The organism is Mycoplasma sp. CSL7491-lung, from assembly GCF_018913965.1.
In the GTDB taxonomy this organism is placed as follows: Bacteria; Bacillota_I; Bacilli_A; order Mycoplasmatales; family Metamycoplasmataceae; genus Mycoplasmopsis.
The window spans coordinates 395,748-421,820 of record NZ_JAHMHG010000001.1; the positions used below are offsets into that span (position 1 = coordinate 395,748).

Annotated in this window: 19 protein-coding genes and 1 other RNA gene; 2 read left to right on the forward strand and 18 right to left on the reverse strand. The window is 25.2% G+C overall.

The window, feature by feature from the left end:
- Nucleotides 1-137: 137 nt before the first annotated feature.
- From KQ876_RS01625 to gpmI, 7 genes are all read right to left on the reverse strand, one after another.
- Nucleotides 138-557, reverse strand: a complete 420-nt coding sequence (locus KQ876_RS01625; RefSeq protein WP_205851783.1) for a hypothetical protein — start codon at nucleotides 555-557, stop codon at nucleotides 138-140.
- 273 nt (nucleotides 558-830) lie between these two features.
- Nucleotides 831-1,073, reverse strand: a complete 243-nt coding sequence (locus KQ876_RS01630; protein ID WP_216490013.1) for a hypothetical protein — start codon at nucleotides 1,071-1,073, stop codon at nucleotides 831-833.
- Between the two features lie 132 nt (nucleotides 1,074-1,205).
- A complete protein-coding gene (locus tag KQ876_RS01635; RefSeq protein ID WP_216490015.1) occupies nucleotides 1,206-2,627 on the reverse strand; it encodes a nicotinamide mononucleotide transporter in 1,422 nt (473 codons plus the stop codon).
- A gap of 473 nt (nucleotides 2,628-3,100) precedes the next feature.
- A complete protein-coding gene (locus tag KQ876_RS01640) occupies nucleotides 3,101-3,433 on the reverse strand; it encodes a TraX family protein (protein WP_308699362.1) in 333 nt (110 codons plus the stop codon).
- The gene (locus tag KQ876_RS01645; protein WP_216490017.1) at nucleotides 3,434-3,643 is read right to left on the reverse strand and encodes a hypothetical protein; all 210 of its coding nucleotides are present in this window, start codon (nucleotides 3,641-3,643) and stop codon (nucleotides 3,434-3,436) included.
- 87 nt (nucleotides 3,644-3,730) lie between these two features.
- Nucleotides 3,731-4,660, reverse strand: a complete 930-nt coding sequence (locus KQ876_RS01650) for a hypothetical protein (RefSeq protein ID WP_205852572.1) — start codon at nucleotides 4,658-4,660, stop codon at nucleotides 3,731-3,733.
- Nucleotides 4,661-4,829: 169 nt separating this feature from the next.
- Nucleotides 4,830-6,335, reverse strand: a complete 1,506-nt coding sequence (gene gpmI / locus KQ876_RS01655; protein WP_216490018.1) for a 2,3-bisphosphoglycerate-independent phosphoglycerate mutase — start codon at nucleotides 6,333-6,335, stop codon at nucleotides 4,830-4,832.
- Nucleotides 6,336-6,749: 414 nt separating this feature from the next.
- Between gpmI and ligA the strand changes: the two genes are divergently transcribed.
- A complete protein-coding gene (gene ligA / locus KQ876_RS01660) occupies nucleotides 6,750-8,747 on the forward strand; it encodes an NAD-dependent DNA ligase LigA (protein ID WP_216490019.1) in 1,998 nt (665 codons plus the stop codon).
- A gap of 281 nt (nucleotides 8,748-9,028) precedes the next feature.
- Nucleotides 9,029-14,326 (forward strand): beta-N-acetylglucosaminidase domain-containing protein, encoded by a 5,298-nt coding sequence (locus KQ876_RS04350; protein WP_216490020.1) that lies wholly within the window; start codon nucleotides 9,029-9,031, stop codon nucleotides 14,324-14,326.
- 342 nt (nucleotides 14,327-14,668) lie between these two features.
- Here KQ876_RS04350 and ssrA read toward each other — a convergent pair.
- From ssrA to KQ876_RS01720, 11 genes are all read right to left on the reverse strand, one after another.
- Nucleotides 14,669-15,078: a transfer-messenger RNA gene (gene ssrA / locus KQ876_RS01670) on the reverse strand.
- A gap of 2 nt (nucleotides 15,079-15,080) precedes the next feature.
- A complete protein-coding gene (gene smpB / locus KQ876_RS01675) occupies nucleotides 15,081-15,518 on the reverse strand; it encodes an SsrA-binding protein (RefSeq protein ID WP_216490021.1) in 438 nt (145 codons plus the stop codon).
- A gap of 670 nt (nucleotides 15,519-16,188) precedes the next feature.
- Nucleotides 16,189-17,988 carry a hypothetical protein gene (locus tag KQ876_RS01680; RefSeq protein ID WP_216490023.1) on the reverse strand — a complete coding sequence of 600 codons (1,800 nt, stop codon included), beginning with the start codon at nucleotides 17,986-17,988 and terminating at the stop codon, nucleotides 16,189-16,191.
- 307 nt (nucleotides 17,989-18,295) lie between these two features.
- Nucleotides 18,296-19,312, reverse strand: coding sequence for a hypothetical protein (locus KQ876_RS01685; protein WP_216490025.1), 1,017 nt, complete (start codon nucleotides 19,310-19,312; stop codon nucleotides 18,296-18,298).
- 6 nt (nucleotides 19,313-19,318) lie between these two features.
- Nucleotides 19,319-20,518, reverse strand: a complete 1,200-nt coding sequence (locus KQ876_RS01690) for an MAG3720 family protein (protein WP_216490027.1) — start codon at nucleotides 20,516-20,518, stop codon at nucleotides 19,319-19,321.
- Between the two features lie 21 nt (nucleotides 20,519-20,539).
- On the reverse strand, nucleotides 20,540-21,448 hold the full coding sequence (gene rsmH / locus KQ876_RS01695; RefSeq protein ID WP_205851772.1) for a 16S rRNA (cytosine(1402)-N(4))-methyltransferase RsmH: 909 nt from the start codon (nucleotides 21,446-21,448) through the stop codon (nucleotides 20,540-20,542).
- The gene (locus KQ876_RS01700) at nucleotides 21,438-21,872 is read right to left on the reverse strand and encodes a cell division/cell wall cluster transcriptional repressor MraZ (RefSeq protein WP_308699348.1); all 435 of its coding nucleotides are present in this window, start codon (nucleotides 21,870-21,872) and stop codon (nucleotides 21,438-21,440) included. The genes rsmH and KQ876_RS01700 overlap by 11 nt, the downstream gene beginning before the upstream one ends.
- Before the next feature lie 155 nt (nucleotides 21,873-22,027).
- Nucleotides 22,028-22,699: a TrkA family potassium uptake protein gene (locus KQ876_RS01705; RefSeq protein ID WP_205851769.1), complete on the reverse strand. Its 672-nt coding sequence runs from the start codon at nucleotides 22,697-22,699 to the stop codon at nucleotides 22,028-22,030.
- A 7-nt stretch (nucleotides 22,700-22,706) separates the two neighbouring features.
- A complete protein-coding gene (locus KQ876_RS04355; RefSeq protein WP_205851767.1) occupies nucleotides 22,707-24,515 on the reverse strand; it encodes a potassium transporter TrkG in 1,809 nt (602 codons plus the stop codon).
- 43 nt (nucleotides 24,516-24,558) lie between these two features.
- Nucleotides 24,559-24,795 (reverse strand): YneF family protein, encoded by a 237-nt coding sequence (locus tag KQ876_RS01715; RefSeq protein ID WP_205851765.1) that lies wholly within the window; start codon nucleotides 24,793-24,795, stop codon nucleotides 24,559-24,561.
- Between the two features lie 101 nt (nucleotides 24,796-24,896).
- Complete coding sequence (locus tag KQ876_RS01720; RefSeq protein ID WP_216490029.1) at nucleotides 24,897-25,988, reverse strand: M42 family metallopeptidase; 1,092 nt, start codon at nucleotides 25,986-25,988, stop codon at nucleotides 24,897-24,899.
- Between the last annotated feature and the right edge of the window lie 85 nt (nucleotides 25,989-26,073).

The window sequence follows — 26,073 nt, forward strand, 5'->3', positions numbered from 1 at the left end:
TAACTTTATTTTTTCTCTTTCTAAATTTGCAAATAAATATTCTGAGCCACTATTTTCGAATGAGTTACCTTTAGCTGACATTGTTTGAATTATTTTGCTTTTTGCTAAGTAATTTTTAACATCAAGATTAGCATATTCTACACCACGATCTGTATGAAAATATTTAGGTTTAATAGCATTATAGTATCATCAGCAGTTCTAATATCTTGTAAATTTCAATTTAAAATCATATTTGTTTCGTGATCTCTAATAACGTGTAAGTAATAGTATTTATTTTTAATTTTTATATATTTAATATCTGTTGTCCATACTGTTTCAAATTTAAAATCAACTATATTTTTAATTTCATTATACGCGCAAATATCCCTATATTTGTGCTCTTTTGGTCATTTTCGCTTACCTTTTATATATGCTTGTGATTTATATTTAGATGCTTCGTATGATAGTATGAATTCATACTCTGTAATGTTATGCTTATATTCCTTAAAATGTTTTCTAAGCCTTTTATTAGTGTTAAAAAGTTTTATAAAATGATCGTATATTTTAGTCCTACCCACTACATTTCCAATTAACTTACCTTGTCCTAAAATTCAATTTATTAACTTGATATTTACATTTCATTTCTCTTTGATTATTCTTAATCTTTGTTCATAATAAAAAGTTGTTCTTGAAACATTTACAAAAGTCGTAAGTTTTGAAATATTAAAGTTTGAACTTGATTTCTTTTTGCATTTTATCTTTTATTATTTTTCATAATTCATTACAATTGATTCCTTTAGCTTTAAATAATTCCTCAATAGACTCATGATATAATTCAAGTTCATCCTTATTTAGGTCGGTAATTTTAACTTTTTAGGTCTTCAAGGCCTTTCTCAACTTTTAGCTTTTAATTCATTCATACCCATATTATAACGTTTATACAACTTTTTAAGTAGTGTATAACCATAACGATCTGGTCTTCTATTTCTCTTTTGTTTTTTATCTAAATCTCAATAGCATTTATATCTTTCTTCATTATCTATTAAAATTGTATTAATGTAGTTTTTAAATCAGTTTTTTCAATAATTTTGCAATATTTAAGTTTTTGTTCAAATGTAAATTGTTTTGACATAAAAATGACACTCCTTTATTAGAGTGTCAAATTCCTTTCACCTAACTCAAGTAAGTATCAAATTAATTTTATTCATAACGCAATAATATTGTCATTAAATTTTTAAATATTGCTTAAGAATGATATAAAATTCATCTACCAATTTTTCTTTACCTTTATCGCCGTCTATATTATTATTAAGAAAAATTATTTTCTTAGAACTCAATTTCGCTATTTTTAATCACTCTTCATTAACTTCATACTCCTCTCGAAATTTTTTAAATAACTCCAGATTATCGAATTCTAATTTTCTTCTTGTTTTGTCTTTATCTCGAATAGCTAGTTTTCTTCATATACGAATATTTTCTCACGGTGCTTTAACTACTATTAGTAGATCTAATTTAGGTTTATTCATTAAAAATCATTTATATCTTCTTTTTTCTTTAATTCACTTTTCTTTTTCAGATTTAGTAAATTTATTTTCCTTAATCAAAACATCAGCATGTAAAAAACTGTCTGACATATGGCGATCTAATAGTTGATGAGAATTTGTCAAATTAGACTCAATTATTATCTTTTTTTGACTCTCGAAAAACATTTTTTCAGCATCAAAATAACTACCCTTATTAGATAAAGCTTTAATATAGTCATTATTATTTATATTTGCATTATCTAAATATGACCTTTCATCTTTGAGTAAAATATTGTAATCTTTAAGTAATTTTTGTATTTTAGGATTATTTAATAATGTACTTTTACCAGAACAACCAGGACCGGTTATTGCTATAATTCGCTTTTTGTTTATAAAAGTTTTTATAAATATATATAAAGATAATACTGAAAAAGATATATTTATAATAATAACACTTCAATTCAAAATACCTATACCGGCAAAAAATATAATTGATAAAATATTTTTAATTTGCCAAATTACTCATGATGATTTCATTCCTAGAATCATCATAACTACAGCCACTAATAAAGTTGAATCTATAGAAATAGCAATAATTTTGCCTAAAAATTTATTATTAAAATTATTTTCGAAATATAAAGATTGTTTTATTATTTTCCCATATAAAAATGTTAAATGTGGAATTGTAAAATATAGAACTATAAAACTAATTACTCAAATTGAAACAATAAAAATCGAAGTTAGTCAATTAAAACGATATTGTTTAATTCTGTTTTTGTATTTAGTTATATATCTTAAATATATAAAAGTAGGAACACATAACCCCACATATATAATGAAGTCCGCAACTAAATTCAATGAAATAGAATAAATACCAAATAAAAATGCATTTAATATAGCAAATAAAAATGCATATTTTTTTCTCGTATAAAATCACCAAGTAGCAATAACCCCAAAAATAGCGGAACTAGCAACTATTATTCCTAAAATTTTAACAATAACAGATACATTAGAATCTCATATAATTGTTTTGTTTTCAATAGAAAATGCACTAAAAATAGTAATTATTAAGGTTAGTGAAATTAATAAAATTTTATCCAACTTAGTTGTTTTAATTGAATCCATGTTCTCCTTTAATAATTTGTATGTATATAATTTGATTATACTACGCAACCAAAAAAAAAAAAAAAACACTAAAATAGTTATAATTTCGCGTTTTTTGTAATAAAAATATTAAATAAAAACTAAAGGAAATACAAAACTTAAAGGATATGAAAGTAAAAAGAAATTGTTCAATAATCAAAATTTAATTGGTTTTTTATAACTATAGAACAAAAAGAGCGGTATATCTATTAGCGAATAAATTTGAATTTCAGATATTAAATTTAAGTAGCTATAAACTACGTTTACAACAATAAAAAGTAATATTCCTAGTATTTTAAATATCAATTGGTTTTTAAAATATTTATCTATCAAAAAAGAATAATAAAACATCATAATTATTAAATATCCATAAGAATGATAATCAATTCTAAATAAGTATTTTGTGCTTGCAATGTTAGAAATACTATATTCTCCTAAAAAAAGAAAAACAAAAGTTAAAAAGTGAAAACTAAACCAATATAAATATTTTTTCTATGTAAATAAGCACTAAATGAGCCTAAAAATAACATAAACATAATATTAAAATATCCAGGTTTTAACGATTCGTTAAATCCGTTTTTAGATAATATTAATATTCCGATTTGAATAATGGTTCCCATAAACAAAAATCTAAAAGTGTAATATAATGGTCTTCGTGAATAATTAATTGCTATAATCGATAAAAATGCAAATATAGGAAACGCCATTCTTCCTACAATTCTTAATTCTTCAACATTTGGATAAGCAATAAGACCAACATGATCAATAAACATTGTTAAGACAGCTATCTATCTTAAAATTGTAGAAGTTAAAAAAACTCAAGATAACATTTTATATTCAAATTTAAAAATATTAAACAAAGACTCTTTAACACCTTCATTAAACTCACAAATATCAGCTGTAAACATTTTTTTAAGGATAATCTTTAAATTCAAAATTGAATATTTTTTGACTAAGTGTTTTTTAGAATTACTAATAAATTTTAAAATATTATTCATATTAGCTAATTATAGTTTAAAAATAAAGTAATTTAGGTAAAAAGAACTTAAAAATGACACTTTGATAAGTGTCATTAGAATAATGAGTTATTTAGATCTTTTTGCAGTAAACTCATTAATGATAATACCTTTTTTATCATCTTTTATATTCATTTTGATTCTAACAGCATAAGCCTGCACCTTTTTAAAGTCAAAAACTACTTTATCTTGATTATCTGAAAATTTAGTTAAACTTGGGTTATCTATAAGTTCAACATTCTTTCAATTATTATCATCTAATAATTTTGAACCAGTTCAATCTTCAGCATGTCATCATCCACTTTTTAGGTCTGAATCATCTATATTGATTGGATAATATTGTAATTCTCAATCTGTTTTAGGTAAATCAGATTGAAAATCTCTACCAAAGATAATTTCAACTCTATCAATCATTTCTTCTTTTCTAGTTTTGTCCGAACCAAATATAATTCCAACTCAATCTTTTTTACTTCTTTTTACATTTTGTCAATTAGATCATCTATTATTGTAAGTAGTATTATTATCATTTAAAAGAAATTCTTTATCAATAGATCCTGTCGACTTATTTGTGAAACTTGCAATAGAAGCAGGGTAACCAAGTTTATTTGCAATTTTATATGACTTAAATTCTACATCAAATAAATCATCTTTTCTATTTGGTTGTTTTTGTTCGAGATTACTCATTTCAAATTTAGCTTGTGTTGATGTGTTTTGACTCTCTTCTTGATTATTCTTATTCTCTATTTTATTTTCAATGACTCTTTCGTTTTTGGTTTTATTTGTAATATTTGGTTGTTCTTTTTTAGACTCTATATTTTTTTGATTTGAACTATTCTTTTTTAAATTATTATTAGATTGTATTTTTCTCTCTTGTTCTATATTTTTTGCTTCTTGTTTAGGTTTAGAACTCCTTGTTCCTAAAGCGGAACCAATTATGATGCTTGTTAAAGCTAAAGTTGTTCCACTTAATATTCAAAAATATTTTTTATTAAATTTCATATTTTAATGTCTCCTTAGTTTTTTACATTTTATTTTTGTAAAATTATATATTCAAAAAACAAAAACGTAAAAAAATATTAAAGAAATAATTTATGAAAATTAAGACTATAAGCAAGTATTATTAAATAATAAAAAATAGACTAACAAAATTAAATTAGTCTATTTTTATTTATTTAATTAATAAAGATTCTTGATCCATTTCGACAGGTTTATCTACGCCAATATAATCTAAAACTGTCGGTGCTACATTTGCTAAAATACCATCTTTTAATTTAAGTGATTTATCTGTTGTAATCAACATAACCGGACTACTTGTGTGTTTTGTTGCTGGTTTATTATTTTGATCTTCTGTAATTTCAGCATTACCATGATCCGCTGTAATAAATACAGTCACATTATTTGCCTCTGCTCAATCCACAACTCTCTTAATTTGTGAATCTAAAAATGAAACTGCTTCTATTGTAGATTTTAAATTACCTGTGTGACCTACCATATCAGGGTTTGCGTAATTCATAATTGTAACATCATAATTTAATGCGTTAGCCAACAATTCATCTGTAATTTTTTCAGCAGACATATGTGGAGCATCTGCATATGATTCAACTTTAAGAGAATCAACCATTATACGTTTTGAATTTTTAAATTCAATATCATTTCCACCATCCATAAAATATGTAACATGAGCATATTTTTGAGTTTCGGCTAATCTTAATTGACTTTTTCCGGCTAATTCTAAAACTCTACCAATAGGCATACTTACTTCCATTTCATCAAAAGCTATAATTGTGTTAATTCCTTCATATTTCATCATTGAAGCAAATTTATTAATTTTAACTTGGTGAGTTGCTTTAAAATCATATAAAGATGAATTAACGAATAAATGTGTAAGTTGTCTTGCACGGTCAGGACGGAAGTTAAAGAAAATAATTGAATCACCATCTTTAACAAAAGATTCTTTGCTTAAGTTAGAATTTATTGATGGAACAAAAAATTCATCACTGATTTCTGAAGCATATTGTTTATCGACAAATTCTAAAATATTATCAAATTTTGAATCTGCATTTCCTAAAAGCGCGTCGTACGCTTTTTCAACTCTATCAAACATAGAATCACGATCCATTGCATAAAATCTTCCTGAAATAGAAGCTATATTATAACCAAATTTGTCAGTTAATTCCAATAATTTTGTTAAAGATTCTTTAATTGAACGAGGTGCAACATCTCTACCATCTCCAAAAACGTGAACAGAAACTTTTTTTAATCCAAATTCATGTGCGGCTTCTAACAATTTGAATAAATGATCTTCTAATGAGTGGACACCTCCAGGTGATAAAAGGCCCATTAAATGTAATGTTGAATCGTTCTCCTTAACATCATTAAATACTTTAACAAACTGTTTGTTTGTTTTATATGTACCTTCATTTAAAGCTTTCTTGATAAGTGATAATCCAGTATAAACAATTGTACCGGCACCAATATTTAAATGTCCAACTTCTGAATTACCCATTTGTCCTTCAGGTAACCCGACATATTGACCTGATGCTTGTATCAATGAATTTGGATAATTTTTAAATAAGTTATCAAAAGTAGGTGTATTTGCTAATGCGAAACCATTTCCTTGTGTTTCTTTTCTTAAACCTAAACCATCAATAACGATTAATACTACTTTTTTCATATTACTCCTTAAATATAAATATTTTTATTAATTATATAATATATAGTTTTTTACTTAAAAAAAATAATAAATTTTGTTTGCATAAAATAATTATATTAACCAAAAATAAAACCAACTAGTTAAAATTATTTATGTGTTGTAAATATTCCATAAAATTATTAATAAGGTTATCTTTCTTCACACACTCCTTTAATGTATTATTCTATTGTTTGTTATTTATTTTAGTAAATTAAAATCATGAAAATTTTAAAATTAAATATTTTATGTGATTATGTTTAAAAAAATATTTCTTATATTTATAACACACTAATATAAAGTGTATGTAGGCTGCACTTTATATTTTTATTTTCAAAAAATAATAAAAATAATATTTAATATATAATTTAAATATTAAACAATATTAGAGGTAAGCCAATGAAAGAGAATAAAAAAATTCAATTAAAAATTGAGCAATTAGTTAAAAAAATTAATAAATGAAATTATGAATATTTCCAACTCAACGAACCAAGTGTAGAAGATTTAGTTTATGATAAAAATTTACAAGAATTAATTTTATTAGAAAAACAATATCCTCAGTATATTTTAGAAAATTCTCCTACACTCAATTTAGGTTCCTACGCAAGTAATAAATTTAGTAAATTTGTTCACAAAAACCCTATGTTATCTTTAGAAAAAGCTTATTCTGAAAATGATTTGTTGAGATATTATAATAATTTAAACAAATCATTAAATAATCCAAAAATCAATTTTTGTTTAGAACCGAAAATTGACGGATTATCTATTTCTTTGCACTACTCTAGAGGTAAATTAATTAGAGCTATAACACGTGGTGATGGAACTGAAGGTGAAGATGTTACTGAAAATGTTATACAAATAGAAGGTGTTCCGCTTTCATTGAATCAGGACATTGATTTAGAGGTTCGCGGAGAAATTTACATGTCTAAATCAACATATAATAAGTTGAACGAAGAATTCATTAAAAATAATAAAAAGATTTTTGCAAACCCTAGAAATGCAGCCTCAGGTACACTTAGACAACTAGATAAAAATGTTGTTAAAGAACGTAATTTATCTATTATTTTATACGACTTAGTAAATGCTCAAGATTATAATATAGATTTACAGTCTTCTGTAAAAAAATTTTTAGACAATTTAGGTTTTCCTACTAATAAGAATATCATGGTAGCTGACTCTTTTGAACAATTAATTGAACTTGTAGAAAACTTTAGAGAACTAAAAAATGAATTTGAGTTCGATTGTGATGGTTATGTTATTAAATTAAATCAAATTAAATATTGAGAACAACTTGGAAAAACTTCTAAATTTCCTAAATATGCTATAGCTTTTAAATATGAAACACAGGAAGCTACAAGTATCATTAAAAATATAACCGCCTCTGTTGGGAGAACCGGAAAAATAACTTATATAGCTAATTTTGATGAAGTTAATTTAAATCAAACAAACGTTAATAATGCTACTATGCACAATTATGAATACATAAGAAATTTAAATGTAAATATCGGGGATCAAATCACAATTATTAAGTCAGGAGAAATTATTCCAAAAGTAATTGGTTTAAATAAAAAAAATACAAACGGTGTTTTTAGTAAAATATTAAATTGTCCTTCTTGTGGCAATCTTTTAGTAGAAAAAGAAGGTTTTGTTGATCAATTTTGTGTAAATCAAAATTGTGAGGAACAAATAATAAAAAAATTAATTCATTTTGTATCTAAAAAATCTATGAATATTGAAACATTAGGCGAAAAAAATATACGTTTATTTTACGATTTAGGCTACGTAAAAAACATTAAAGATATATATAATTTAAAAAAATATGCTAAAGAAATAAATCAAATACCAGGTTTTAAATCGAAAACAAATAAAAAACTTAATAATATTTTAAATTCAATCGAAGTATCAAAAACTACTAAACTTTTTAAAGCACTATTTTCTATTGGGATACCAAATATAGGAATTCAAGTAGCGCAACTAATAACTAATGACATATCAAAATTAACGGATTTATTCAATATAAATTTAGAAAAATTAACACAAATAAACACAATAGGTGAAATTATTACTCAAAGTATTGGAGAATACATAAAAATAGATGATAACAGAAATCTTTTAGAATTTTTAGATAGTATTTTAATTTATGAACAAGAAGTTCAAGATTCAAATATACTAGACAATTTAAACTTTGTAATAACAGGAACATTAAGTAAAAGTAGAGAATATTTTAAAGAAATGATTGAAAAAAATGGCGGCAAAATTAGCTCGTCAGTTTCTTCGAAAACTACATATTTACTTTACGGTGAAAATCCGGGTTCTAAATATGAAAAGGCTTTGAAATTAAATGTTAAGTTATTAACTGAAGAAGATTTTAAAAAATTAATAAAAATAGGCTTGTAAAAATGTCTATTTTTATTTTAGTGAATGAATAAAATATGCTCTTTTTTATTATTAAAACCAAAAGATTCTATTTTTATTAATAAAAAAGTTTAAAAATAGGCTTTTTTAAAATGTTTTTTAGCAAATTAGATGCATATACAATTCATAAATATGAGAATGAAAATATCTTTATGCATATAAAATGCATTAACATTATGCTAGATATTAATTTGATTTAATTAATATGTATTAATATAATTAATGCAAACATGTAATTTAAATTTACAAATGAGGTAATAAAAATGAATATTAAAAAAATAGTTAAATATGTTTTAAGCGCTGCAGGATCAGCAGGATTAATTGCTTCAATTAGTGCGGTTGAAACTGGAGAAACAGAAAATACAACTTCTCCTACACAAGTAGCAAACAGAAAAACATATGAAATTTATCCTAAAGTTCAAAAAATTGATTATCTTGACGGAAATTACCTTTTAACACAAAATGTTAATATAGTTTTCGAAAACGGAATTGACGAAGCAACAGTTGATAGATTCAAAGAAGTATTAGATATCAAGAACTTACAATACACAATAACTAAACATATAGTTAAAGGTCAAACAAATATTTTAGTAGGTATTAAAGGTGATGCAGATAACCTAGTAGATAATTTAATTAAATCTCAAAATACAGAAGTAAACGAAGAACTTTACGAAAAAACAGATAGTTACCAAATTAATAACAATAACAATGTTTTATCTGTTTTAGCAAAAGATACAGATGCAGCTTTCTATGGTGCAACAACACTTTGACACATTTTTAACCAATTAAATGGTAGAGAAATTGAAAACTTTAAAATTGAGGATTATGCAGATGTAACAACTCGTGGAGTTATTGAAGGATACTATGGTAATCCATGAAGTTTAGAAGATAGACTTGATTATATGAAATGAGGTACATACTATAAACTTAACGGATATTTCTATGCACCTAAAAACGATCCTAAACACTCTACAAAATGAAGAGAACTTTATACCGATGAAGAAATTGAAAATTTAATTAAACCTCTAGCCGAAACAGGGAATAAAACAAAGGTTCGCTATATTTATACTTTACATCCATTTTTTGGACAAAGAATGAACGAATCTAATTATGAACAATCATTAGTTCAACTTAAAGCAAAATTCTTGCAAGTTATTAAAGCTGGGGTTCGTCAAATCGGAATTTTAGCAGATGATGCCGGAACACCGTTCCCGGGAAATAATAATCAAAAAATGCAAAAAAGATTACTTGACGATGTTGTTGAGTGACTTAAAATGTTACAACCTGAATATCCAGGATTAAAAACTACTCTTCCATATGTTGTTCAAGAATATGGAGGGTATGGTCAAGATTACTTTAGAACATTCCCTAAAGAAGTTCAAATAGTAATGACTGGTGGTAGAATTTGAGGTGAAATATCACAAGATTTTACTAATAGATTTACTCAAAATGTTGGTAGAGGACCTATGTTATGAATTAACTGGCCTTGTTCTGATAACTCAAAGAGCCATTTAATTTTAGGTGGATATAAAGAATTCTTACACAGAAATGTTGATGCTTCAAAAATCGAAGGTGTTATCTTTAACCCTATGCAACAATCACAACCTTCTAGAGTTGCAATTTTTGGTGGAGCCGATTACACTTGAAATATTTGACAAACAGATGATGAAGCAGAGAAATCTTACGAAGCATCATTTAAATATGTTTTAGCTAACAAACAACATGATGATGAAGAGTCAAACGCATTTAGAGAATTATCAAAACACATGATTAATCAAAATATGGATGGTCGTGTTGTAGCATTGCAAGAATCAGTAGATATTAAAGATAAACTAAATGAATTTAAATCTAAATTAAATAATGACTCATATACTGATGAAGAATTAAACGAAATTCAAACAATTTTTAATGATTTAAACAAATACTCAAATATTATGTTAAACGGTAAATCTAACGAAAAAATGAAAGAGCAAATTATTTATTGACTTAAATCATTCGAAGAATTATCAAAAGGTGTTTCATTATATATTGACGCCTTAAAAGATTATAAAGCTAAAGACACATTTAATTTTATAGACCATTACAATCAAGCTTTAAATAAAATTTCAGAATCTAAAACACATAAATTCTGATATTTAGATCACTTTGAAATTGCAGAAGTAGGTGTTCAACATATTCAACCATTTATTAGATCGCTTCAAGCTGCTTTATCTAAAAAATACTCAGAATTATTGATTCCGGATAAACTAACATTTGAATTTGAAACAAACAGAACTGTTCAAGTAGACAGCCCTGCGGGTGATATTTTTGATTATTCAAATCAAAAACAACAAATTTGAAAAGTTGCACACGATGGAACTGATTCAAAATTTGTTCAAGGTGATTATTTTGGAGCAAATGCTTCAACACCATTTACTTTAAAAACATTATTTATTAAAATGGGAGATAGAAACGATCACTTTAAAAACTTTAAAGTTCAATATAAAACAAAAGATGGTCAATGAACCGATCTTAACGGACAAACAAATATAACAAGAAATGACGTAAACGGTCCTTTCGAACCAGTATATATAGAAAACATAAACATAGAAAATGTTGTTGGTGTTAGAGTTGTTAATAACCAAAGTGAAAATTTTGGTGCATGACTACGTGTTACTAATTTAGTAATTAACCAACCTAAAGAAACTAACTTAGAAAACGGTTGATATACAGATCTAAAATACGATGGACAACACGGCGGAAATAGAGAAGTAAGAACAACTAATCAAAATACAAATCCAAACGTTCTTTTTGACAATAATCAAGCCACTGAATTTTGAACAAAAAACTACCAAGGAGCTCCGTCTAATGACGCTATTTCAGTTGATGCAACATTAACTTTTACATTACCTGAACCCAGAACAATTACAAAAGTTTTATTACAACAAGGAAATTCTGCAGGCGGTGATATATTAACAAATTTTGATATTCAATACGAAGTGGAGAATGGACAATGACAAAAATTTGGAGAAAAAAGCGGTAACAGCGATAAATCACAAACATTTACAGGCAATGTAAAAGCAAAAAGAATTAGAGTTAAAAATAATACAAATAGAAATGTTTGATGAAGAATTGGTACATTTAAAGTCGGAAACGATTCAGCCGCATTAGACAATAAATATCTTCTTAAAAATGGTAATACAGAAGGATTTGGAACAACTAAATCAAGTACAGGTTTCCAATTATTACACGAATCTGAACCTAGCCAATCACACGAACTAACACTTGAAGCAGGTAAAGAAATAGGTATCGACGTTCAAGATATATTAGAATTCAGCAGCGTTACAGGAGAATACGACAAAATACCAGGAGTTGAATTACAATATTCTAAAGACGGATACACATGAACAAAAATAGATGACCTTAGCACATTAAAAGGTTCATTGGGATTTAGATTTATTAGATTCAAAAATACATCTGAAACAGAATCTAAAACCTTTAATTTTAAACTATTAAACCTTGTTTTACAAGGAGAAAAAGTATTTGGAAAATTAATTAAATCAGATATTGCAATTAACCAAGGGTGAGGAGATCAAAGACATTCTCATAAAGAATTTGATCGAAATGTTAATACTACAACTAAATTTGGTGGTAATCCTGCCAAAGGAAATGTTGCAGTATATGATTTAGGTAAAGAAATTGACTTAAGATCACTTAAATTATACGCAACAGACGGTACAGCTGATTATCCAAGAGATTTAGATGTATTATATTCAACAACAAATAGTGATAATTCTGACAGTTGAAAATTAGCATTTACAATAGGTGACGATGTTACTGATGCAGATAGAGAATCAAATTTATCTAAAATAAATTCAGGTGAAAATGATTCGAACTACCCAAATGTAAGATGATGAGGTAATACAAATATTGAAAACGCAAAAGCTAGATATATTAAACTTTTAGTTAAAGCAAATTATCCAACTCGTGCTTTATTATTTAATGAGATAGTTGTAAATGACTTTGAATATATTAGCTTAAACTCAAACCCTAAATTCACTGGTACAAATTACGTTGAAACAGATGCGGCTCACGTAACAGACAAGACAATCGATGGTAACTTAAGTAGTTACTATACACCAGCAAACAAAAACGGAAACCTAACATATATTGTTAATAAGGGAAGATATGATGCTGCCGATGTAAGAATTATTACACAAGGTGACAATTCTGGTTCAACCGTTAAAGTTAGAGTATATAACACTTCGACAAAACAATACTCAGAAAAAGAGTTAGGTAAATTAACAAATAACATTGTAGAATTTAAAATTCCTTTATTAGTAGATGAAAAAGTTGTATCATTCGATATTTCATGACAAGATAAAACACCTTCTATAGTTGAAATAATACCAATCTCTAAAAAACAAACAGAAGAAACTAATAAAGAACAATTACAAAACTTGGTAAATGCAAAACCAGAAAACTACCAAACATGAATTAAAGTAGATAAAGATAGTTATGATTTATTAGAAGTAATCGCTAAAGAAACACTAAAATCTCAACAAATTAGACAATCAACTATAGATTCTATTAAAAACTCTTTAGAAAAAATTTCTTCAAGTGCAAGAACTAAATTTGATTCAGATAGATTAGATCAAATAATGACAAATCTGCTTTCAAATGAAGATGAATTATACACAACAGAATCATTTAACGCATATCAATTTGTAGTAAATCAAATCGTTGAAGCTTTAAAAGATAAAGATAATTTAACCGAAGAAATAGTAAATTCTCTTGAAGCAGAATACAATGATAAAAAATCTAAATTAGTTACTTTACCATATAAAAAACAATCAGTAACTTTAGATATTAGTAAATTTGATTCACTAAAATCTGATAATTATACTTCTGAAACATATAATGTTTTAAAAGAAAAAGTTGATCAAATGAAACAAAAATTAAGTGATTCAAACACTAATGTAGAAGAGTTTAATAATTTAGATAAAGAATTTAATGACTTATTTTCAAAATTAGTTGCATCCGAAAAAGGTCAATTGACAAGAAAATACGAAATACATAAAGACCAAAGAGGGTATAAATTTATTGATAAATACTACTTACGTTTCCCAGAATTAACTCAACAAATGCAAGAATTAATCGACGAAACTGAGCAAGAAGTTAATAAAGATGATGCTACAAAAGAAAGTATTCAATTATTAATTGATAAAATAGATACAAAATATAGTGAATTACGTTCAAAAATTATTGAAATTGATCCAAACAACGCTGATACAACAGAAGATATTATCGATGATATTGACGAATCATTAGTTCCAGATATTTCACATGGTAACGATACAAGAGAACCTGAAACAAACAACGAAAATAACGAAACAGCAAATTCTTCCGATACTTCAACAAATCAACCTAATGTTGAAAAGCCAAATACAAAAGAAATCAAAAACAAAAATACTCCAAAAAGCAGTTCAGGTGCGATAGTTGGTGGAATTCTAGGTTCACTAGGTGCATTAATATTAGCAGGAATTGCAGTAATATTCTTCAAAAAGAAAAATAAAAAATAATTATGCAAAACACAATAAATAACATTATTGTGTTTTTTATTAAAAATTAAATAAAAAAGTACATAGTGAAGTCAACTATGTACTTATATTATAATTTGAATATTCTATGTAATATGTAGTCAGTAGGCATTAGTACCGCAAAGTAGGACAAAATAATATAACACATTATATTAATAAAAAGGATAATACACAATACAGAAAGAATAATAATATGATTTTAATTTATAAAACAATTTTGCCTTTATTCACTAAAGGCAAATATATTATATATCAATTTATTAATTTATTCGATTTTTAGGTTAAAATGTGAAATTAATACCACATTAAAAAGATGTAAAAAAATGGTGGAGGTAACGGGAGTCGAACCCGTGTCCACACATAAATTATTATCATACTTCTACAGTTTATTTAGTTTTGAATATTTTTTAAAGAGGCAAATAATTCATTTTAAGTAATTAAACTAACAAAATTCCTCATTCTTAAAATAAATAGTGAATTTCAAATAAAAGACACCACCCTTTTATTTTATCCTTTAAAACCTATGTTTATACTAAAGGAGTTGCATAAACACAACTTGACGCTAAATATTAAGCGAATGCAAGATTTGAGTTAGCGTAAAACGCTGGTGAAGAAAAGTTAAATTCTTCGTTTTCTTTTTTATCGTTTCCGTTTAAAAAGCCTAGTAGAGATTATAGTCCTCAACACTACTGCAATATAATAAAACCTATATATGTCGAAACCATTATACCCCCAATTAATAAAATTTAATTGTTGATTTAATTTTGTTTTGAGCTTCTTCTTTACGTATTTTTTCTCTCTTATCGTATTTTTTAAGACCACGTGCTAATGCAATCTCTAATTTTAATTTAGATTGCTTGTTAAAATAAAATTTAAGTGGTACTATAGTTAATTTTTGAGTCTCCATTTTATGTTTTAACTTACGAATTTCGTTTTTATGAGCTAACAATTTTCTATCACGTGTTGGTTCAGCTTTAAATAACATATACTGTTTAAAAAAAGATTCTTTTAAATAAAGTTCATTTTTATAAATAGAACAAAAAGAGTTATCTAAAGATACTTGAGAAGCACGTGCAGATTTTATTTCTCACCCTAATAAAGATATTCCTACTTCTAAACGATCTAATATTTCGTAGTCTCTAAAAGCCTGTTTATTGCTAGCTATTATTTTCATAAGTAATATTATTATAACAATTTTTAAAAAATAAAATTATTTAATACTAATTATTTTATGTATAAAAATAAAAAGTAAAAATGCTTGTTTATTATTTTTGCTTTTTAAGCTTATTAAAGCTTATTTTTTATATTCTTTATAATACTACTTATTAGTTTTATAAATAAACCGATTTTTTCTTTAAATGTCTATTTACAAAATTTGTGGTTTTTAGCTAACTAACTATGAATATTTTTGGCTTTAGTTTGAATCGTCCGGTTCTTTATTAACTCTATTATCAATTTATACATTTAAATAATCAGAACGTATTTTATTATTATCAACTTTAAGTATATTTTTTCATTATATTTACATCTCTTATTTTCTAATAGAGGTTTCTTTTTAAACTTAAAATCATCTTGTGAAGTATTTACGTTATTTTGTATTTTTCGCTATCTTTTAAAACATAAAAACTATTATTGTCACAAGCAAAATGGTTAGGATTGCAAATAAGTGTTTTGCTAAATTGACATATAATAATTTATATTTACAGTTTTTCGTCATTAAATTTTAAAAAAATGTATTACAAATATAAAAAATGAAATAAATATGTGCAAATAACTTTAAACTAAAATTAAGATAAAAATATATTAAAAACCTATACCATTAACTTGATATAGGTTTTTAATAATTAGTTCTTTTTCTTTTGTTCTAAAAACTCACTTAGTGGTTTAAATTCGGTAATAGGATAAAAATCATTACTTGTTAAATTTCACTTATAAATACCATATAAATTATTGTAATTTATTTTATAATAGTCTTTTTTATCTTCATTTTCTCGATTGATTATATTTATCTCTTCATTTAAAGGAATAATGCTTGGATCAACAACTTCACGCTTTGAATCAAGCGAATCGTAACCATCAAGTGTTTGTTCGATAAATTGCATTGTAGACATTAAGACAGTTGTTGTTGCTTGAAGTGTAAATAATTTCATATTAGGAATTATTTTATCATTTTGTCTTTTAAATAAAACAGATTCACCACTATTATTTTCTAAATTAGAATAGTCAAGAGATAACATGTTTTCTCACGAAACAGAAGGGTCTAAAATAATATAATCAGAAACATCATCTTTACCAAGAAGCATTTTAACATAATTTAATGATTGGTCTGGTTTATAATATGGATGTAATTTAAAAAGATAATTATATTCACTACGAGGATAAAGTTCTTCGATTTTTGCAAAATACGCTATTGCTTTATCTCTCAATTTTTTATTTTCTAAATAAGCACCATTTCTAAAAAGAGATGAACCCATAAAAACCATATTCTTTTTATTAGCATCATATTTATCACTATTTAAAATCATCAAATCCTTTAATGATTTCGGAGTACTATCAGTACTATTTTTCATTAAATTATTGACTATTAAAATATCTTTAAGATAATCAGTTCCTTTTAACCATCCTTCTTTTTCTAATTTATTTAAACTTGTAGGATATGAATTAACATTAATCTTAGCCCATGATTTACCTAACTTATCAAATATTTTGTTAAGACTAACACTATAATTACCTTGAAAATTAAAAATTTTAACTTTTTCTTTTAATCTATAATATTCCCTTGCGTTAAATTTATTAATTCCATTTTTTGTATCAAAAGCTTGTTCTATATTTTTTATATCTTCGGGTTCTTTTTTATTTGATACATAATAAAAATATTCCGGAATAAATTTAGCTAATTGTGCATTACCATCTGAGATAATAACTATTTTTTTAGCATGTTTTAACAAATACTCTCTAGCATCTGGACGTAAACCCGTAAATGAAATATCTGGAATAACTACGTTAAACTTGTTTTCTTTATTCGCTTTTAAAAACGGTTTAAAAACATATTCTAAAAATGTTTTAGTTGGTATAACTCTATAATTTTCTAAAGTATCATAGTAGTCCAAAATTTCTGTTTTATATACATATGAAAATTTACCATCTGCGACATTTAATTGGTGATTTTCTAATTTAATACTATTTTTATATTTTTCTTGTAAATAATTTAAATTAAATCTTTTGTTTTCTTCTAAAACATCCTGATCACCTACATAAACAATCTTTGTTTTATCGTTTTTGATTTTATTAGAATAATTTAAAGTAGCAATAGCATGTTGCATACTTGTGTTTCAAACTTGACCAGCATTTCTGTTAAAATAAAAGGTAGGACTTTCATCTTCTGCTGTTTGTTTTATATCATCAAGAAATGAATTAAATTGAGTTTTCTTGTATTCTAATGTTTCTGGATCTAATTCAAAAGTATTTTGAATAGAATCTTTAATATTATTAAAATCTAAATCTTCATATACATTTAATTTTTCAATTCCTAATTTATCTTCATTATTAGGCTCATCTGCGTTTACCTGCGGAGATTGACCAACGCATGAACTGAGCGCTATTATAGGAAACGTTGAAGCTATAATAGCTAGTAATTTTTTCATAATTTTCTCCCTTAATTTTTGTTTATTCTTTATTTGATTAACTATATTATAATGAAATTTAACTATTTAAATAAAATAATTTATAAGCAAAAACTAATATTATATAGGGGAAAAAGTATTTTTTATAAAATTTAAATATATTATTTATTTTTAAAATAGAAAAAATAAAAATATAACGTGGCAATAATATTAAAAACTCGCAGCTATAAAGGCTGTGAGTTTTTAACAATTAAATTATTTTTAATTACTCTTCGAAACATCAAGTAATTATTACTAATCTAACTCTCATTAAATCTAAATATTCTTATTAAAATTCAATATCTGAAGTATCGTTATAATCAATTATTATTTGTTCTTTTTCTTCGTTATCATCATAATTTATGATAAAATCATCTTCTTCAAAGCCATTTGCATCAGTTAAATTATACGAAATTTCTTCAATAAATTGCATAGGCTCATCCAAAATATCTTTTTGTTCATTAATATTTTTATATTCTGCGTTCATAAAAATCGTAAGTTTGATTTTAGTGTCATTATTTTTTACAAGAATTAATTTAGGTTCTAAATTAAATTTAGATTTTAAATTTTCTTTTAATATATATAATTCATCAAGCGTAAAATCAGAACTATGTTCAATAACTACTATTGCTTGATTTAAATTATCAAAAAAACTATCCTTATATTTCAATAATTTATCTAAAATTTTAGTAACTCTTCTCGAACCAAAAGCTCAAGCGGTAATAATGTTTATTTTATTCGAATTATTAAACTTATTAAAAATGTTTTCTTTATCTTCTATATAGTTATTATTATGCATATGATAATAAAATTTTAAATAATCATTTACTATAATAGATTTTAATTTTAAAATATCTTCTTCATTAAAAAATTCTAATTGTTCTTGATAGTTTTCATTATTTATCAAATATATAGAACACATTTCGTTAAAAAAATGTTTTTTTATTTGATCGAAATCGGAGTGATTATAAAATGAAATTAAATTAACTTTTTTATTTAAAGATGAAAGGAGCGAAACAAATTCTTTTACTACTAATAAATTTGCAGCATTTAAATTAACTAATAAAAATATTGTATCTGAACCAATAATAAATGGTTCTAGGTGCAAATAATTGATGAATTGATCAGATTTTCAATTATTAATCAATATTTTATTTTCTAGTTTAGTATTATTTAATGTTTCGAAATCGCTATCAATTGCAATATATTCAAATTCTTTTATTAATGAATTTATTTTGATTAAATGATTTACTATTTGAATGCTTTCTTTACCAAAATGTATAACTAAAGTTTTATGTTGTTTCATATAAGTCTATTTATTAATAGAAAATCAAGATTTAAATACTGTAAGGAAGGGTTTATTTTTTACTTTTTCTATATTAAACTCACTTGTTATGGTTTGCAAATGCGAATAATCATCTATTTCATTGTTATTTGAAGCTAAAACAGCTTGTTGAAATGAAAAGTCTAAATCACTAATTAAACTAAATTGTTCGTTTCTAATATATGGAAATAAAGAATTGAAATCACAATTTGAATAAAAATCGTCATTTTTATTTTTAAGCGACACAACTCAATAAGGTAATAAATTATTGTTATCAGAATGCAATCAAATTTTAGCTTTTTTTGCATTTTTAATTAATTTAAGGATGAATGCTTTTATATACGAATCTAAAGCTATGTAAAGTTTGCTAATATTATTTTCTAAAATACTATTTATTTCATCAAAGTTTATAAATTGTTGATGGAATTTTTTATCAAGAATTGAATTTAATCTTGAATCTAAAATATTTTTATCAATATTTTGTAGTTTGCTATTTTCAAATAATAAGTCAGTTCCATTATTTATTATTTTTTCAGCATATATAATTCCATTTTTGACTATATTTAGTAATATTTTATCTCTTAATACATGAACCATTATTTGGTTACCTTTATAAGGTAAAAGTTTATTAGCTAACAATTGGTTTTCCAAATAGAAATAATAATTTTGTCATTTAGTTTGTTTAAATGCATTTAATATATTTTTAAGCTTAATAAAATAATTTTTTGTATTTTGATTTGTGTTTATATATAATCTTGATTTATATTCCTCTGCTGAAGAATGTTTTTTATCAATTGGTAAAATTTTGTACTCTTTTGTTCAACCATCATCAAAATATAATTTATATTTGTATACATTTTCATTTAATAAAACTTCATTTTCACAAATTACTAATTTATCATTTATTGATACATTATTATCATTAATAATATTTATTTGATGCTTGTATTTATAATCAAAAATTTGATCGGAGAATATTAAATTAATTTTTTTGTCATTTTTATTATATTTTTTTAATAGATTAATCAAATTTTGTTCAATTATAGATAACGAATCATTTAAGAAATTATTATATTCTATTTTCTTTTCTGATTCGACTTGAATATAATTTTTATCAATTTGTTGAATAACTGAAAGGATGATATTATCCTTATTTATCTTAAAACTTATAAAAGTTTTGTAATACATATAATACCCTCCCACACGATGTTATTCATTTTTTGTTATGATTCTTAATTTAGCACTTTTTGAGCGCCTATTTTCTTCAATTTCACTTTTTGATGGCGAAATTTGTCTAGTTTGATACTTCTTAACTTCCATAATTGGTAGTTTTGAAGGTATTTTCGATATTGTCAGTGACTTAAAAAAGTTTTTAACAATTCTATCTTCGATCGAATGAAAAGTAATTATTGATAGTGTTGAATTAGGCTTAAGTAATTTTATAGCATCACTCAGCATCGTTTCTAATGAACTTAGTTCATTATTAACTTCAATTCTGATAGCTTGAAAAACAGCTTTTGCAGGATTTTTTTGCCTTAATAATGCCGCTGGATAAGCACTTTTTATTACTTCAACAAGTTCTAAAGTGCCATTAATTGGTCTATTATCTACAATAGCCTTCGCAACTCTTTTTGAGAGTTTAACATCAGCATATTTTCATAGTATATTTTCCAAATCACTTTGTGAATATTGATTAACTATATATTTAGCATCAAGTTCTTGTTCTTGATCCATTCTCATATCTAGTTGTGCGTCTTTGTTGTAACTAAAACCTCTTTCTTTGTTATCGATTTGAGGAGACGAAATACCTAAATCAGCTATTATACCATCCACTTTATATATATTCAATTCTTCTAACTTTGATTTTATATCTTTGAAATCACTTTTAATTAGGGTAAAGTTATTTGATATTTTACTTAATCTTTCGTAAGACTTTTCAATAGCAAATGAATCTTTATCGAACGAATATAAATGTCCAGTTGTTAAATGTTTTAAAATTTCAGACGAATGTCCACCCATACCAAGAGTTAAGTCCACATATATACCATTAGGTTTTATATTTAACGAACTAATTGTTTCTTTTAATAATACGGGGTAATGTTCTTTACTATCGTTCATTTAAAGTTGAAATTTCCTGTGCTAATTTTGATAAATCATCTGGATTATATTGGTTTTCAAATTCTTCAAACATTTCTTTAGATCATAGTTCAACCATTGAACCTACACCGACAAAAATTACTTCTTTTTGGATAGTTAGTTTTTCGATAATTTTTTTAGGTAAACTAATTCTACTCATTGAATCTAATTTAATTTCAAATGCATTCCCCATAATTAATCTAGTTAAATTACGGACACTTTTATCAAAAAAACTTTTATTTTCAAATAATTTTAAATATTCATTAAAAGCTTCTTTTGTTCTTAATTCTGCATTACCATCAAAACCAATCGTAAGTATAAATTCATCACCCAATTTTTCTTTAAAAACAGGGGGCAATACCACTCGATTTTTGGAATCAATGTTTCTTAGTTGTTGTCCTAACATTTTTACCACTTCCTCCCACTATCCAATAATATTTTACCACTTATACACACAAATAATTTTTTTTATAGTATTTTTTTGTTTTTTTAAGATTTTATGGTTAATTTTCACAAATTAAAATAAAAAAAGACGCCTAAATTACGTCTTTTTAAGTTTCATTATTCTTTATTAAATCATTGGAACGCTTGCGTTACATCTTGGATTTCTCCGATTACAGTAATAAGATCATCTTTTTTTAATAAAGAATCTCCAGTAGGTCTAGCGTTTTTAGATTTATTTTTAATTAAAACAATTGTTATACCACGTTGATTTAAAGATAAATCTTTAATTTTTTTATCAAATAAATCCGGATTTTTTACTTGTGTAGTACCAAGCACAAAATCATCACCTAACTCTTGTAAATTTTCGCTATATCTAAGAAAATTTGTATTGGCAGAAATAAGTGCAGCACGCTTTCCAGCTTCATATTCGGGTCTAATAATAACGTGCGCTCCAATTAATTTTAATACTTTCGCATGCCTTCTACTTGTAGCTCTAACTATTAAGTTAGGAACTTTCATCTCGATTAGAGCTGCAACTATTTCTATATTATTAGGTACAGCAACAACAACAGTACCGATTTTATCAATATCAATACTTTTTAAAAATTTAGTTTCTGCTGCATCACCAATTAAGATATTATCAGCATCTTCTTCGTATAATTTTAGTCGTTCTTCACTTTTATCAATTATTGTGATGTTTTTACCTAATTTTAAAAGCTGATCTACAACGGATTGACCAAAACGACCTAATCCGATTACGGCTATGTCATCTAAATATTTTAATTTCATTTTTCTCCTAACCTATCGCTACATCAGAATCAATATATTCATAATTTCTATCTTTAGATTTTTTTCTCTTTCAAACTAATAAAGTTGATGAAATTCCGAATTGTCCAATGAACATTATAAGTATAATCATAATTTTTGAAAAATTATTTAAATTTTTAGTAATTCCTGAGCTTAATCCTGTTGTACCGAAAGCACTAGCAACTTCAAATAATAAATGTTCAATTTGATAGTTTTCTCTATATATGTTTAATTCATCTTTTTCCGTTAACAACTCTGATGTTGGTATTAAACCTCCATATGTATCGAGAGATGTTATTAAAAACATTGTAGCAACAATTAATAATAATAAAGCAATAACAAAAACTTGTGTAGACATAAACACTGTTTTAGTTTCAATCGAGCGTTTGAAAATCCTTACTCTACTATTACCAACTAAAACTGAATAGATAGTTAATATTAAAATTGCAAATGTTGTGGTTCTAATTCCACCACCAGTTGAGGAAGGTGCAGCACCTATAAACATCATAATAATTATTGTAATACTGCTTCCGTGTGTTAAATGTCTCATATTAATAGTTGCAAATCCGGCGCTTCTTGTTGAGAATGCAGAAAATACCAATGCAAATATACGATCAAATTTTGAACCATATAAATGACCATAATCTAAAAAGGTTTTTAAAGAATTTCCTTTTGAATCTACTTTATTGATTAGATCTCATATCTGTTTATGAATTCCTTCTAAATTTGAAGAATCAAAATTATCACTCAACATCTCTTTTGCCATAACTGAATTACTTTTACTATATTTTAATCACTCTAAATAATCTTTAAAATTTTCACTAGGTATATAATATTTATTTCATAAATCATTTAGCCCGTAACTAGTTAATTCAAAAGATAAAATCATAATTAAACCAACTACAAAAATTAAAAAATAAGAAATTATAGATATTTTTGTAAATAAAGTAAAACGATATTTTTCTTTATTTTTATTCAATTTATGTCTAATATAACGTTTTATATCGTATAATGCGGGGTAACCTATACCTCCTATTATTAGTAAAATAATAAATCAAATTTGTAAAAAATAATTTTGATAATATGGTAATAAAGAATTACCAGAAATAATGTCAAATCCTGCATTATTAATTGCTGAAATGGTGTGAAAAAAACCAAATCTAAATGCAAGAGATCAATCTCCTGTTGGATCGATATATTTTTTTTGACCACTAGCATCAGTTAACAACAATTCAATACCTTTAGTTTGTATAGGACTAACAAAATAAAAGTAAAAACTCATTAGAAAACCAGATATTAATATGGTTATTAATAAAAATTTAACAGAGTAAATAACTAATTTTGTAGTTTGATTAAACTTTGCGCTACCACGTTCACTTTGGAGCATCTTAACCGATATAACAGAACTATTATTTCGTTGAAAAAGATAACCTAAAACAAAGAATTTTAGTGCAAATATACCAACACCACCCATTAAAATTAAAATTGCTATTATAGATTGTCCGAGCATATTTCAATGACTAAAGGTATCATAAACAGCTAATCCTGTATCACTAAAAGCGCTAGCTGTTGTAAATAATGCATTAACATACGAAGTGGCATTTGTTCAATTCTCACTTGGATTTGTTTGCGTAACCGGGCTTCACAACAATAAACTAAAAATAAAAATAATTAATATATAAGATAATAAAATATATTTTAATTGTGGTATTTTATTTCTTCACCTAATTATATTACTAAAGAAGTTGTTAATAAAACTTCTTCTAAAAAATCTTTTTAATTTTATAACTAAATTCATATTTCCTTTTAAATTAAAAAACTCATTAACTAAATAATGAATTTTATTTTTGTTGTTGCATTGAACGCATTATTTGTCTAATTTGTGTTTCACTCGCTTTACGTCCCATTTGTGAGAACATAATACGAATCATTTTTTCATTAATTGGTGGATTTTCTTTTAATTGTTTTTCGAACATTTTTTTAGTTAAAAAGAATGTTGTTAAACCTACTGCAAAACCTATTCCAATTATTAAACCGATTATTATTCCGGCTAATGCTCCTCCACTAAGTTCGATCATATTTTCTCCTTTATTGTGTTTATTAATATTATTTTATCATATATTAATATATTTTAAATTATATGAAAAAATTAAGTATTTTTAGACATAAAATAAGTTTTTTATGAATATTTAATTTCTTTTTCGTGAATATTTTGATTCATTTCTTTTACAAAATTATCCAATAAATCAAGTGTTGATAGTAAATCAGAAATTGCTATAACACCAATTGGGCTATGTAAATATCTTTGTGGTAAAGATAAAGTAATTGTTGCAGCTCCGCCTTGAGCGTATTGTAATTCTTTAGCGTCTGTTCCTCCGCCTGCGGCTACAAATTTATAAGCATTAATATTATGTTTTTTTGCTAAATTAAATATAAATTGCACTAATTTAGTATCCATTAATGTTCCGCCATCTTTAACCCTAATAGCAGCACCTTTAAATAAAGCTGTTGTACCTTCAATTGTTCCAATTGTATCGTGAGAAGAAGTTGTATCCAAAGCAATGGCGATATCTGGATTAATCATTGAAACTGAACTTCTAGCACCTCTTGTTCCGACTTCCTCTTGAACTGTACCTACTAAATATAAATCAATATCCAAATCGAAATTAGCTACTTGATTTGCTAAAAATTCTAATACAGTAACTCCTGCTCTATTATCCATTGCTTTTCCACCTAATAAATCAGGATTTTTGAATATAATAGTCTCACCAGATATATATACTCTATCACCGATTTCTACTCCGTTCTCAATTGCTTCATTTTTGTTTTTAAATCCAAAATCTGCATAAATTTCATCATTTGTTAAAGCTTTTGAAACTTTTGAAGCTTCCATAATATGAATGCTTGTATGACCAAAAACGCCAAGCAATGTTTCACCTTTACTTGTAACAAGTTTTGCTTTTGTACCAATAATTGTTGAAGCTCATATTCCACCAATTGAGCTTAGTAACAGTTGACCTTTAGAATCAATATTTCTTACTATATAACCAATTTCATCCATATGAGCAGCAACCATAACTTTTGGAGCATTTACACTTCGAGATTTCTTGTGAAAAATAATTGATCCTAATTTATCTCTTAAAATTTCAAATTTATTATTATCAATATTATTTCTTAATTCTGTAGCAACGGGTTCTTCATATCTTGACATCGCTTCGATTTCAAGATATTTAATTAAACGTTGCTTAAATAATTCTGTTCTTTTATCCATTTTTATTTTCTCCTTGGATTTATAAATTAATAAAATAATTATAAATTATTAAAATAAAAAACTCACAATAAATTATTGTGAATTT